This window comes from Streptomyces montanus (genome assembly GCF_005786655.1).
Classification (GTDB): Bacteria; Actinomycetota; Actinomycetes; order Streptomycetales; family Streptomycetaceae; genus Streptomyces; species Streptomyces sporangiiformans.
In genome coordinates, this window is sequence record NZ_VBZC01000115.1 from 1 (window position 1) to 13500 (window position 13500).

10 protein-coding genes and 1 pseudogene are annotated in these 13500 nt (G+C 71.5%); 4 read left to right on the forward strand and 7 right to left on the reverse strand.

The genetic code is table 11. The features are described 5' to 3' along the window. Positions 1-241: 241 nt before the first annotated feature. Positions 242-979, forward strand: a complete 738-nt coding sequence (locus FE633_RS45680) for a response regulator transcription factor (protein ID WP_138051056.1) — start codon at positions 242-244, stop codon at positions 977-979. Continuing rightward, positions 976-2433 carry a sensor histidine kinase gene (locus tag FE633_RS45685; protein WP_138051057.1) on the forward strand — a complete coding sequence of 486 codons (1458 nt, stop codon included), beginning with the start codon at positions 976-978 and terminating at the stop codon, positions 2431-2433. Before FE633_RS45680 ends, FE633_RS45685 begins: the two co-directional genes overlap by 4 nt. Positions 2434-2772: 339 nt before the next feature. Here FE633_RS45685 and FE633_RS45690 read toward each other — a convergent pair whose 3' ends face one another. Further along, on the reverse strand, positions 2773-4752 hold the full coding sequence (locus FE633_RS45690; protein ID WP_138051058.1) for a helix-turn-helix domain-containing protein: 1980 nt from the start codon (positions 4750-4752) through the stop codon (positions 2773-2775). Between the two features lie 195 nt (positions 4753-4947). Here FE633_RS45690 and FE633_RS45695 point away from each other — a divergent pair, with 195 nt between their 5' ends. Then, the gene (locus tag FE633_RS45695; protein WP_138051059.1) at positions 4948-5406 is read left to right on the forward strand and encodes a PPOX class F420-dependent oxidoreductase; all 459 of its coding nucleotides are present in this window, start codon (positions 4948-4950) and stop codon (positions 5404-5406) included. Between the two features lie 305 nt (positions 5407-5711). Here the strand turns inward: FE633_RS45695 and FE633_RS45700 are convergent, their stop codons facing one another. Continuing rightward, entirely contained in the window at positions 5712-6980 is a 1269-nt protein-coding gene (locus tag FE633_RS45700; RefSeq protein WP_138051060.1) for an LmeA family phospholipid-binding protein, read from the reverse strand. 69 nt (positions 6981-7049) lie between these two features. Then, positions 7050-8876, reverse strand: coding sequence for a bifunctional metallophosphatase/5'-nucleotidase (locus FE633_RS45705; RefSeq protein ID WP_138051061.1), 1827 nt, complete (start codon positions 8874-8876; stop codon positions 7050-7052). Positions 8877-9069: 193 nt separating this feature from the next. Between FE633_RS45705 and mshD the strand changes: the two genes are divergently transcribed. Next, positions 9070-9996, forward strand: coding sequence for a mycothiol synthase (gene mshD / locus FE633_RS45710; protein WP_138051062.1), 927 nt, complete (start codon positions 9070-9072; stop codon positions 9994-9996). Positions 9997-10017: 21 nt separating this feature from the next. Here the strand turns inward: mshD and FE633_RS45715 are convergent, their stop codons facing one another. From FE633_RS45715 to FE633_RS45730, 4 genes and pseudogenes are all read right to left on the reverse strand, one after another. After that, positions 10018-10743: an ABC transporter gene (locus FE633_RS45715; RefSeq protein WP_246114142.1), complete on the reverse strand. Its 726-nt coding sequence runs from the start codon at positions 10741-10743 to the stop codon at positions 10018-10020. After that, positions 10731-12371 (reverse strand): ABC transporter permease, encoded by a 1641-nt coding sequence (locus FE633_RS45720; RefSeq protein ID WP_138051063.1) that lies wholly within the window; start codon positions 12369-12371, stop codon positions 10731-10733. The genes FE633_RS45715 and FE633_RS45720 overlap by 13 nt, the downstream gene beginning before the upstream one ends. After that, complete coding sequence (locus FE633_RS45725) at positions 12368-13255, reverse strand: ABC transporter ATP-binding protein (RefSeq protein ID WP_138051064.1); 888 nt, start codon at positions 13253-13255, stop codon at positions 12368-12370. The genes FE633_RS45720 and FE633_RS45725 overlap by 4 nt, the downstream gene beginning before the upstream one ends. Further along, positions 13252-13500 (reverse strand): annotated as a pseudogene (locus FE633_RS45730) (hypothetical protein); the annotation flags it as partial. The pseudogene FE633_RS45730 and the gene FE633_RS45725, both read right to left, overlap by 4 nt.

The following is a 13500-nucleotide window of genomic DNA, read 5'->3' on the forward strand; positions in this document are numbered from 1 at the left end:
CTGCACCCGCCGCTGACGCGGGCGCCCGAGCTGGCCGCGGCGACCACCGCCCCCGCCCGCCCGGCTCGCCCCGCCCGCCGGGTGCAGGCCCGCCGCCGTACCGTACGGGGTTGAGCCACGCACCCATAAATGCGCACATCCGTACGATGTCGATCCATACGACTCCGCGCATGCTGCCCGAAACATGCGAGGCTGAAGGCGCCCCGCCCACGTCCCCTCCCACCCGAGGAACCGAACTCCGATGAGCCCCGCCGAAGGCGACCGTGACCCCCAGCGCATCCTGATCGTCGACGACGAGCCGGCCGTGCGTGAAGCACTCCAGCGCAGTCTCGCCTTCGAGGGGTACGACACCGAGGTCGCCGTGGACGGCGCGGACGCCCTGGAGAAGGCGACCGCTTACCAGCCCGACCTGGTCGTCCTGGACATCCAGATGCCCCGCATGGACGGCCTGACCGCGGCCCGCCGTATGCGCGGCGCCGGCACGACGACGCCGATCCTCATGCTGACCGCCCGCGACACGGTCGGCGACCGTGTGACCGGGCTCGACGCGGGCGCCGACGACTACCTGGTCAAGCCGTTCGAGCTGGACGAGCTGTTCGCCCGTGTCCGGGCCCTGCTGCGCCGCAGCTCGTACGCGGCGGCCGCCGTGGCGGGCACATCCCAGGAGAACGAGGCCCTGACCTTCGGCGACCTGCGCATGGACCTCGCGACCCGCGAGGTCACGCGCGGCGGCCGCCCGGTCGAGCTCACCCGCACGGAGTTCACCCTCCTGGAGATGTTCCTGGCCCACCCGCGCCAGGTCCTCACCCGGGAGCAGATCCTGAAGGCGGTCTGGGGCTTCGACTTCGAGCCTTCGTCCAACTCCCTCGACGTCTACGTGATGTACCTGCGCCGCAAGACCGAGGCGGGCGGCGAACCGCGCCTCGTGCACACGGTCCGGGGCGTCGGGTATGTGCTGCGATCGGGCGGCGCGGAGTGAAGACGGTCGTACGGCGGTTCCGCTCGCTGCCCATACGCTCGCGCCTGGCGTTGCTGGTCGCGGCCGCTGTGGCGTTCGCGGTGGCGGCGGTCTCGCTGGCCTGCTGGTTCATCGTGCAGGGGAAGCTGTACGACGAGCTCGACGACGATCTGCAGGACAAGGCGGGCCGGCCGCAGCAATTGGCCACCGTCCAGACGCTCCTCGACAGCTGCCCCGAGACGCCGTCGGGCGAGGACGGTTTCCGGCCGCGCGACTACTACGTCCAGTTGGTCAAGTCGGACGGCACCCCCTGCGTCGACCCGAATTCCGCGGGCACGGTGAAGGTCACCGGCAGCGACACCGACGTGATCGAGACCGCCTCCACCGGCCGCGTGCATTTCCGCGACGGCACCGACAGCGACGGCAAGTCCGTACGGGTGCTGACCGTGCCCCTGGTCATCGATGTGGGCCCCGGCGCCCAGACCGTCTCCGAGGACACCGCCCTCCTCATCGCCTTCCCGCTCCAGAGCGCCGAGTCCACGCTCAACGAACTGGCGCTGCTCCTCCTCGCCGTCTCCGGTATCGGAGTCGTGGGTGCGGGAGTCGCCGGCCTGTGGGTCGCCCGCGCCGGACTCCGTCCCGTCGACCGGCTCACCGACGCGGTCGAACACGTGGCGAGAACCGAAGACCTCACCATCCGCATCCCGGTGGAGGACGACAGCGAGGACGAGATCGCCCGCCTGTCCCGCTCCTTCAACTCGATGACCGCGGCCCTGGCCTCCTCCCACGAGCTTCAGCAGCAGCTCATCGCGGACGCGGGCCACGAACTCCGTACGCCGCTCACCTCACTCCGTACGAACATCGAACTCCTCGCCCGCAGCGAGGAGACGGGACGCGCGATCCCGCCCGAGGACCGCAAGGCGCTCCTCGCCTCCGTCAAGGCCCAGATGACCGAACTGGCCGCCCTGATAGGCGACTTGCAGGAACTGTCCCGCTCGGACACCGGCCAGCAGGGCGACCGCGTCCAGGTGGTGGACCTCCAGGACACGGTGGAGTCGGCCCTGCGCCGCGCCCGCCTGCGCGGCCCCGAGCTCACGATCACGGCAGACCTCAGGCCCTGGTACGTACGCGCCGAACCGACCGCTCTGGAACGGGCGATCGTGAACGTCCTCGACAACGCGGTGAAGTTCAGCCCCGAGGGCGACGCCATCGACGTCACCCTCAACGCCGGCGTACTGACCGTCCGCGACCACGGCCCCGGCATCCCCAGCGAGGAACTCCCCCACGTCTTCGACCGATTCTGGCGCTCCCCGTCCGCCCGCGCCCTCCCCGGCTCGGGCCTCGGCCTGTCGATCGTGGCCCGCACCATCCAACAGGCGGGCGGCGAGGTGTCGCTGACACCGGCCGAAGGCAGCGGCACGGTAGCCACGATCAAACTCCCCGGCGCCCCGACACCTCCACCCGAGATGCCGTGACCCTGGTGAAAACCGACGGGTGTCCGGAGTGAGTTCACTCCGGACACCCGTTCCCCCGATCTCCCCCGATCTCGGGGCCCCCGGCCTCGGGGCGCGCCTGCCTCGGTCACAGGAGTGCGCAGGGCCGGGTCGACAGTGAAGACTTCGGTGGTGTGTGGTCGACGAGGACACGCTAGGGAGCTTCGGTCATACGCGCCATGTCATGCGTGCACGGTTGCCCGGAGCGGCGCGTCACCGGTGCATGGCAGGCCGCCGGAACGCACAACGAGCGGCATCCGCCGCATCACCGGTGCACAGTGCGCAGGCAGCTCCCGCAGCCATTGCCGTCCCGGCCCGGTGTCAGGCGGCCGGCAGGAGCGGGCGGCCGGTGGCGGCGTGGAGTGCGAAGGCGAGCGGGCGTACGTCGCTCAGTACGTGCTCCTCCTCGTCCGGCACCCTGTCCCCGTCCAGGTCGAGCGTCAGTTCGCGCTGGATCAGCGGTGCCGCGGTTCGGAGATGGCCGCGGACGGTCGCAGGCGACATGCCGAGAGCCGTGGCCGTCCGTTCCACGTGGGTGTCGTTCTCCAGCCAGGCGCGGAGAGTACGCAGAAGATCACGAGGGTCGTCCTTCAGCGGATCCAGGAACGCGTCCGCCCAGGCCCGCACCTCCGGCGTGGACACCATCGCCGTGAAGTCGGCCTCCTGATCGACAGAAAGGTCGTCGTGCCCGTACGCGATGACGATCTTGAGAGCCGCTGAGACCACCACCTGGCTCAGAACATGGTTCCGGTCCAGGCCGAGCAGGTCGAAGCACTTGTTGATGCGGTGCAGCACCGTGTTGCGGTGGATGCCCAACAGGCGGCCGGCGGCGTTGTGCCGGAACTCCAGGCCCAGGTCCAGGGTGCGCAGCAGTTGGTCGCGCCGGCTCATGGGAAGCGTCAGTACGGGATACAGCAACGTTCCGGCCCAGCGTCGCGCCGTCTTCGGGGGGAGGACGTCCACGAGGTGGAGCCGTTCCTCGGCGAGCGCCACCCGGTCGGGCAGCTGCCCCGCCATGGCCAGCGCGGTGCGCGCCTCCGCGTAGGCGTCCGCGGCATCGCCGAGCGCGTGGACTCGGCTGCCGCCCATACGGTGCCGGGGCAGCGAGGTGACGACCCGACGCAACGCATCGGCCGTCTCGGTCATGGCGGCCGGGGTGGACGCGGCGGTCGTGGTGGGCGCGGCGGTCGTGGTGCGCGGGGCGGTCGCCATGGACGCGGTGGACGGGGCGGGCGGGTGTCCCGGGTCCCCGTCGTGGGTCGGATCCATCACGATCAGATGGTTGAAGGCCGGGCACCGCACCAGCAACGCGCGGTCGGCGACCGCGTCCTCGCTGACCCGGGCGGTGATTTCCCGGTCCTCCTCCGCGCAGTCGATCACGTAGACGCGCATGTGCTCGATGTCCAGCAGTCCCGGTGCGAGCCCGGCCATCACGCGCTGGGCGGCGGCCTCCTCACCGATCATGAGCAGTTGGAAGGCGCTCAGCCGCACCTCGCGCTCGGCGTCGGCCACTTGGTGGTGGCGTCGGCCGATCTGGTCGATCAGGCCCAGCACCTTGGCCGCGTGCCGCAGCAGGTCGGTACCGGCATCGTCGAACGGCCGGCGTGCGGTCACCGACAGCACCGTCGCCGAACCCGCGGCGGCGAGCGGCACGAACCGCGTGCGCGGTGACGCGCTTCCGCCGGCGAGCAGCGGCGCGAACGTCGCCGGCGCCGTCACGGGCGATGCGGCCAGGACACCACGCTGCGGATCGCTGACCAGCACCTCCGCGTCCAGAGCCGCCGCCAGCCAGTCGGCGACCCGCTGCATCGCGTTCCCGTCCGCGTCGGCGAGCCGGTCCGGGAGCCGGTTCAACAGCGCGGTGAGCTGATCGGCCTGCCACTCCGCGTGCTGGTGGCGGTACTCACGCAGGCGTGGGACCAGATCGGTCCACTCCTCGAGCGTCTTCCTCGTGGTCAGCAGCGGTACGCCGAGCCTTGCGGCCGACACGCGAATCGCCGCCGGGACGGCGGACGCACCGTGCTCGTCGACGACCACCGCGAGGGCCGCGGCCCGCTGCCGCGCGAGTTCGCGCAGAAACCGCTCGCCCGCGCCCTGCTCCCGCTGCCGGTCGGAACGCCCGTCCCCGGAGGGCCTGATCACCAGGAGAGCGTCCCTGACCTCGCCGAGCTGATCACGGCTCCATGAGGTCCCCGGCATCACCCGTACCGAATCCACGACCCGGTCGGCGGCCGACTCGCTCCCCTCGACGATACGAAGCGAGAAGTCGGGCTCTCCGCACATGTCGCCCAACGTGGGCATGACGTCCTCCGAGTGCTGCCCTATGGGCAGGAAATGGCCAGTCGTGAAGGGATCATTTTCACCGAAGCGACCTCGGGACACCAGCGGCTCAGGTCGCAGGACCATGGTGCAGGCCGACGCCCGGTGTCGTAAAACGCGCCAGTCGGGTGTCAGCCGTAGTGGAATGCCATGCCGCGTACGGGAGTTACTCCCGTCATGACTCAAGGCCCGGCTCCTCGCCATCTCTCCGACGAAGACCTCTCCGAGCTGCTGGGCAGGCAGCAGTTCGGCACGCTTGCCACCAACAAGCGCAGTGGCCATCCCCATCTGACCACCATGGTCTACAGCTGGGACCCTGAGGCCCGCATCCTGCGGTTCTCCACCACGGCGGACCGCATCAAGGTCAAGCACCTTAGGCGGGATCCGCGCGCGGCCCTGCATGTGCCGGGCGGCGACGTGTGGTCGTTCGCCGTCGCCGAGGGCGAGGCCGAGGTCTCCGGGATCACGACCGTGCCGGGAGACGCGGTCGGACAGGAGCTGCTGGCGATGATCCCGAGGGCCGCGAAGCCGGAGGACGAAGACGCCTTCCTGGCGCAGTTGGTCGCCGAGCGCCGGGTGGTCATCCGGCTGAAGGTGGGGCGGCTCTACGGGACGGCGCTCGACATCGACGCGTAGATCCTGTCCGGTCAGACCTACCCCGTCGTGGGTGGGGACCTCGCCGGGCAGCCGCCCGCGAGCGAGGCGGGAATGGCAACTCGGACCCACATCGAGGTCTCCCGTCTGGCTGACCCCGACCTGCTCATCGAGATCGAGGCCGTCGCCGTACTCGAGGGCTGAGCGGCCGTTTTCCCCTCGTCGCCGCAACACCCGCAACACCCGCAACGTCCAACACGCCTCCGCCGGGTCCGCGGCGGAGGCGTGTTGCCGTTCTGGACCACCCGGTGGGGACCCCGATCGACACCCCTGGGGCCGGACAGGCCCTAACCCCCGATCGAGAGCCCTTCGCCCGTGACCCGCACCCTGATGCCGTCCTTCTGTACGCGGACGTCCTGCAGCCGTACGTCGCCGTCGGCCGGCTTCGGGAGGCGGAAGCCGAGGGAGAGGCGGTCGACCAGGACGGGGCGGGTGAGCTGGGTGAGGCCGTCGAGGAGGGCCGGGTCGAAGCCCAGCAGCTTCAGGACCTCGGGGTTGTCCACCGCGGCGTCGATGAGGTTGAGCTTGATGGCCTTGCGGGCGAAATCCGAGGAGCCGGTGAGCTCGGCCAGCTTGGTGTCATTGCGCAGCGCGTCCTGGACCGCGGCATCAGGTATGCCGAGCCGCTGGACGATCGCCGGTACGGAGAGCAGAGCCTTCGCCTTCTCGGTCTGCTTGGCCAGGCTCTGGGCCGACTTGCGGGACAGATGCAGGCCCTCGGAGGGGCGGGAGCCGGGACGGTAGGTGGCCAGGTCGCCGATGTCCAGGCGCATTCCGCCGATCTCCGTCGCGATCCCGCGCTCGCCGTCCCGCTGGATCCGGGCGTCGGCCCGCAGCCGCAGATCGTGCCCGGCGACGGCCAGCATGCCGCGCGCCCGCACCTGGTCACGGCCGTGACCGCTGAACGTGACCTGGGACGCGCCGAGTTCACGGTTCAGATCCTCGAAGGAGAGCAGCACCTCGCCCTGCAAGCGGGGGATGCGGGCGCCGCGGATCGACGTCGGGCCGCCCTCGATCTCGATGCCCGACGCCGTGGCCTCCACCTTCGCCAGCGAGACCCGGGCCGCCGCCACGTCCGGCACGGTCACCTTCACGTTGTCGACCCGGCTGTCGGCGAGCTGAGTGAGGAAGGGGAAGCCGTTGATCTCGACCTCGGGCGCGGCGCTCAGGTCCAGTTGGTCCTTGAGCTTGTCGGCCGCCGCGTGCTCGGCGTAGAGCACGGCCCAGCGGTCGCCGAGGGTCAGGAACGCGGCGAGCACGAGGAGCCCGATCACCGCCTTGAGGGCAAGTGGCAGTCCGGCGAAGCGATTTCGACGGCGCCGGGCGCCCCGGCGGCGGTGGTTGGGCGGGGCCCAGTCCTCCGCCGCCGAAGCCGGCCCGTCGAAGTCCTCGCCTTCACCACGGTTCTCGCGGTCATCGGCATGTTCGGAGTCGTCGACGTCCTCGTGGAGGAACTCCTCCAGCGGTCCGTCGTCGAGCGCGCCGAGTTCTTCGTACGGATCTGTATAGGGAGGCTTCTTTGTGGGATGCGTCGCTATGGGATGGGGGGTACGCATCGGCTCAGTTGACCATGCGCACCGACCCCACCCGCAACCTGAATCGATTCTAAGGGAGATACGTCACGGCTACCGGACGACGGTGATCCGGTTCGCCGCCGGCGGCGTGATCGGGTTCGTCGCCGAGGAGTTGGCCGTCAGGTACTTCTCCAGGGCTGCCAGGTCGTCATCACCGACCAAGTCGTTCGTGCCCTGGCCCAGCGTGGCGAAGCCGTCGCCGCCGCCCGCGAGGAAGCTGTTCGTCGCGACGCGGTAGGTGGCGGCCGGGTCGATGGCGGTGCCGCCCAGCTTGACCGAGCCCGTGACGACACGGTCCGCGCCCGCCTTCGTCAGATCCAGGGTGTACGTCAGACCCGACGACACCTGCAGGATCTTCGGCGAGGCCGCGTTCGTGCCGCTCACCTGCTCCTGGAGCACCTTGATGAGCTGGGCGCCCGTGAAGTCCTGGAGGTTGACCGTGTTGGCGAAGGGCTGGACCGCGAAGCCTTCCGCATAGGTCACGACACCGTCGCCCTCGCTCCCCTTCGCCGCGTACGTCAGTCCCGTACGGATACCGCCCGGGTTCATCAGCGCGAGGTCGGTCTCGGGATCCAGTTCCTTGCCGTACGCGAGCTGCGCGTCGGCGATCAGGTCGCCGAGCGGGGACTCGGTGCCGGTGCTGGGGATGTCGGCGGAGATGTAGCCGATGGCGCGGTTGCCGATCGGAGCGGCCAGCGTGTTCCACTTGCCGATCAGCTGCGTCATGTCGGGCGCCTTGGCGACGTCCCGCGTCACGACGTGGTTCGCGGAGTCGACGGCCGTACGGGCGATGTCGCCGGTCCAGCGGTCGTACGTCAGCGTCGTGTCGGTGTAGAGGCGGCCGAAGGACGCGGCCGAGGTGACCATGCGCGGCTTGCCCGACGGGTCGTTGATCGTGCAGGCGTACGCGGCGTGCGTGTGACCGGTGACCAGCGCGTCGACCTTCGGCGTGATGTTCTTGGCGATGTCGACGATCGGGCCGGAGATGCCGTCACCGGCGCCCGGCGAGTCGCAGTCGTAGTTGTACGCCGTCGAGGCGGGCTGGCCGCCCTCGTGGATCAGCGCGACGACCGACTTCACGCCCTGCTTCTCCAGCGCCTTGGCGTACTTGTTGATCGTCTCGACCTCGTCCTTGAACTTCAGGCCCTTGACGCCCTCCGCGGAGACGACACCGGGAGTGTCCTCCAGGGTCACACCGATGAAGCCGACCTTGACGCCGTTCTTCTTCCACACCCAGTACGGCTTGAGGATCGGCTTGCCGGTCTTCTCGTCGAGGACGTTCGCGGCGAGGTACGGGAAGTCGGCGCCCTCGAACTCCTCACCCTTCACATAGCAGCCGTCGGTGGGGTGGCAGCCGCCGTTCTGCAGACGGGCCAGTTCCCTGGCACCCTCGTCGAACTCGTGGTTGCCGACGCTCGTCACGTCCAGGTCGAGCTTGTTCAGCGCCTCGATGGTGGGCTCGTCGTGGAAGAGGCCCGAGATCAGCGGGGAGGCGCCGACCATGTCGCCGCCGGCCGCGGTGATGGAGTACTTGCTGCCCTTGCGCGCCTCGCGCAGATGCGTCGCGAGGTACTCGACACCGCCCGCGTCGATCGTCTTGGTGGTGCCGTCCTTCTGCAGCTCGGTCACCCGGCCGGAGGAGCCGGACGGCGGCTCCAGGTTGCCGTGCAGGTCGTTGAAGGACAGCAGCTGGACGTCCTGGTAACGGCTCGGCTTGTGGGAGCCGGGCTTCTGGCTCTTCGCCTCGCCCGCCGTCGCCGGCAGCGCGGCGACGAGTGCGCCGACGGTGGCCAGAGTGGCGGCGGCCGCGACGAGGCGGGTGCGGCGGCTGCCGAGTCTGAGGCGGACGCGGCGGTCCTGCTGGGGTGTGGCTGACATGTGCCCCCCTGTGGGTCGGATGAGATGTGGGCCCCGTTTCCGGCGCAGCCTAGGGTCAACGCGCGTAGCACGAACAGGGGTTCAGGGTTACGGACTGATTGCCTTCGGGTGCTATTCACCACGAAGGGGACAGGCCGCTCCTCTCCCGTCCGGGGCACTTCGCCATGAACCCGCCGGGCCGTACTCTCGTCTCATGACCAGCGACGACACCCCACCGGCCGTCCCCACCCGCACGATCGAGATCCTCTCCGAGCTGAGCCCCGGACAGACCGAGTCCGTGCTCACGCTCCTCGCGGAGGCCGCCCGGTCCGACGGGCAGCAGGCGGTGTCCGAGCAGGGGCGGCTGCAGTTGCGCGGGGGCGCCCGGGTCGGCGTACGGCATCTGCTGCTGACCGTTCAGGGCCGCCTCGTCGGGTACGCACAGCTGGAGGACACCGATCCCGTGGAGGCGCCGGCCGCCGAGCTGGTCGTGCACCCGGGGCACCGCGGGCACGGACACGGTCGGGCGCTCGGCAGCGCGCTGCTCGCGGAGTCCGGCAAGCGGCTGCGGGTCTGGGCGCACGGCGGCCACTCCGCCGCGCGGCATCTCGCCCAGGTGCTCGGTCTCGCCCTGTTCCGTGAACTGCGCCAGATGCGGCGGCCGTTGGCTGATTTCGAGCCGCCGGAGCCGAAGCTCCCCGAGGGCGTGACGGTACGTACCTTCGTCCCCGGCGAGGACGACGCGGCCTGGCTCGCCGTGAACGCCGAGGCTTTCGCCCACCACCCCGAGCAGGGTTCCCTCACCCAGCGCGACCTCGACGACCGCAAGGCCGAGCCGTGGTTCGACCCGGCCGGCTTCTTCCTCGCCTTCCGCGGTGACGAGCTGGTCGGCTTCCACTGGACGAAGGTGCACACGGAGGAAGGGCTCGGCGAGGTGTACGTCCTGGGGGTGCGGCCCGGTGCGCAGGGCGGCGGCCTCGGCAAGGCCCTGACCACGATCGGCCTCAGGCATCTGGCGGCGCAGGGCCTGCCGACGGCGATGCTGTACGTCGACGCCGACAACAAGGCGGCGGTGACCGTCTACGAACGCCTGGGGTTCACGACGCACGAGACGGACCTCATGTACCGCACGGAGTCGTGAGGAGCGGTGGGCCCCGCCCCCTTAGGGGCGCGGGGAACTGCGCGACCAGCCACTGACGGGGCGCCGCACGGGTTCCACCGTGCAGGCGACCCATGCCGGCGCCGCGCCGGCCAGCACCCACGCCCACGCCCGGTGGGCCTCGTCCCAGCGGTCCACGCCCAGCTGGACGAAGAGGGTCCAGCGGTCGGGCATGAGGAGCGGTGCGGCCACCCCGGCGACCAGCACCACGGCCGCGGCGGCCAGCCCCGGCTCGGGCTCCTCCCACAGCCGTACGGCGGCGGCCGCGGCGGCGAGCGCGAGTACGGCGGTCGCGGCCACCTCCAGCGTCACATCACCCAGCGGAGGCCGTCCCTCGGCCGGTACGAGGAGGACCGCGGCCCCCCACCAGCCGACGGCCACCGGGGCGACGAGAGCCACCCGCAGCCCCGCCCGCACCAGCCTCCGTACCGGCACCGTCGCGGTGGTGTGCCGCGCGGGGTCGTCGAACAGGAACGCCAGCCCCAGCCCGAAGGCCAGCGCGGCGGCCCGCAGGTGCAGGAGGGCGAGCCACGGCTGGACTCCGCCGGAGTGCAGGCGCGTCCCGGCGGCGATCAGCAGGCCCAGCGCGCCGCCGGCCGCGAGGGGCCGCCAGGGGAGACCGCGGGCCACGGGGAGGACGAGGGCGCGGACGAGGCCGCCCACGGCGTGCCGGCCGGGGTCGGCCGCCGGCAACGGCTCATCGGCGGCCGGTCGCGTCACTCCTCGCACTTGTCCTCCTTCTCCGAGCCCCTGGGCACCGGCACGTCCAGCAGCTCCGCGGCCCGTGCCGTGGACGTCTTCGGCGCGGTCAGCTCCGTCCAGTGGGCCTTCACCTTCGCCGTGACGCCGTAGCGCGGGCGCTGCAGCAACTCCCGTACGACCGTGGTCTGCGCGGCGGTCATCGCGAGCGGCTCCGTGGGAGCCAGGACGACGGCGGAGCCGGAGACGCTGTCGTCGATGCGAACGTCGCGGAGCGAGGCCATCGGGTCGGAAGTGGTCGCCAGGGCCAGCCACATCACGGTCACCACGCGGCCGTCGCACATCGCGGCGGCGGCCTCCTCGTCGCCCGCGACGAGCACGGAGGCGACCCCGATGGAGAACTCAGGGACACGGTTGCCGCCCCAGAGGGTACCGACGGTGACCTGGCCGTGCGTACCGGAGGGTTCGAGCGACGAGCTGGCGGAGAGGCCGTAGCGGGCGTCTATGCGCTGGCGGACCGTCAGCTTCGTTCCCCCGGCCGCGCCGCCCGCGAGGGACTGCACGCGCCGCACGACAGCGGCCCAGTCCTCGGTGCGCCCGGTCCACTCGGGGAAGGCGCAGTAGGTCGACCGGCCGTGCGGTACACACGTGTGGTCCTTCTCCGGCGCGACGGAAGCCTGCTTCCGGGCCGCGAGCAGCGCGGGCGAGTCACCCGGGGACTGCCCCACCGCCCCGGCCAGGGTCAGCACCGCCGCCCCGAGGGCGACCGCCTTGACCAGCCGCATACGCCCCTCCACGGGCCCCTCCACGGGCCCCGTCACGGGGGTCCTCCCTGCTCGAGCGAGGCCGAGAGCTGCGGGGAGCGTGCGCCGGCCGCCGCGCAGCACCGCCGCACAGCTCACCAGAGCGATCAGCCCCACCAGATACAGCGCGTGCCAGGCGGCGGGACGGCCCAGCAGATCGGAGGGCAGCGGCTCGCTCTGGCCCTCGTCGACGACCGGCGCCAGCCACCGCAACCAGTGGGGGTCCTCCGGGTTCGAGGTCAGCATCGCGACGGCGACGTAGATGCCGACCACGAACAGAGGCGCGCCGAAGGCCGACGGGATCAGCCGCGCGATCAGCACCCCGAGCACGCCGAAGAGCAGTACGGCCAGCGGCGCCACCGCCAGTTCGAAGAACGAGCCCGTTCCGAGCGCCCCCGGCCTCAGCGCGGCCCCGGCGAACTGCGCGGCCACGACCAGAGCGGTGGCCAGCGCGAACGGCACCACGGACAGCAGATGCGCCACCGTGCGCCGCCACGGCTCCATGACCAGCACGTCGAAGTGCCGGTCCGTGCCCCGCCGACGGGACCGCAGCACGGCCCGGTTGACGCAGACGAGCACCGCGACCCCGAGGATCAGCGGCACCGGCTGCGTGGCGCGGTCGGCGTCCTGGAGCACCGGGTACGCCCCGTCCTCCCCGCCGCCCGTCCACAACTCCCAGCCGGTGGAGGCGACGTACGCGCAGAGGACGACGAACACCGGTATCTGCAGCAGCAGTTCATGCGCCTCGAAGCGGGCGAGCGCGAGCACGGCCCGCAGGCGCCGCCGGGGCGACTCGCCGGTCGGGGCGGAGGTGGGCAGGACGTTGGTGCGGGGGGAGCTCACCGTGCTGCTCACGCGGCCACCTCCGAAGCGTCGAGGGTGAGCAAGTAGCCGTCCTCCAGGGTGGGTTCGACGAGCGAGGCGCCCTCGGGCGGATCCCCGACGTTGCGGAAGGCCCCCGTCCCCGTGCGCCAGCCGGCCTTCGCGCCCGGATGCCGTTCCGTACTGCTCCAGACCCGGCCCGCCGCCCGCGCGCTCAGCTCGGCGGGGGTGCCTTCGAAGCGGACGCGGCCGCCGGCCATGACGATCACGCGGTTGCAGAGCATCGCCACGTCCTCGGTCTGGTGCGTGGAGAGCAGGACCGTACGCCCCTCGCCCGCCGTCGCGATCAGCTCCCGGAAGCGCATGCGCTGTTCGGGATCGAGGCCGACCGTCGGCTCGTCCAGCACGAGGAAGCCGGGATCGCCGATGAGCGCGGCGGCCAGCGCGACCCGCTGCCGCATCCCGCCGGAGAGCCGCTTGATGCGCTTGCCGCGTACGTCGGAGAGGTCGACGGCGTCCAGTACGCGCCGCACCTCCCGGTGCCGGGCCGAGCGGTCGGTCATCTCCTTCAGGATCGCCACGTAGTCGACGAACGCGAAGGCCGTGAAGTCCGGGTGGAAACCGGGTGTCTGCGGCAGATAGCCGAGTGCGCGCCGCACGTCGTGGCGGCCTCTCCCGGTGCCCGGGTCGTGGCCGAGCACGGTGAAGGCGCCCCGGTCGGCGGGCACGGCGGTGGCCAGCACCCGCAGCAGCGTCGTCTTGCCCGCGCCGTTCGGCCCGAGCAGCCCGGTCACGCCCGGCCCGAGCCTCAGCGAGACGTCGTCGAGGGCGCGGGTGCTCCCGTACGACAGACACAGCCCGGCGGCGGACACGGAGGGAACGGAGGGAACGGAGGGAGTCGTACCGAGCGAGGTCATGCGGCGCTCCTGTGGTCGGAGGAGAAGTCGAAGCGGTCACGTACGAGGCAGAGGAGCCCGACGGCGAGGGCCGCGACCACGGCCGCGACCACCTGCCCCTCCGCCGTGAACGGCGCGAGCGTGCTGCCGGAGGGGGCGGAGGCGCCCGAGATGCCGGAGCTGCCGGCTGTCGCCCGCTCGGCCGCCACCAGCAGCGCCACCCACGCCGCGCCGACCGCGCCGGGCGCGGCGACCGGGCCGAGGCG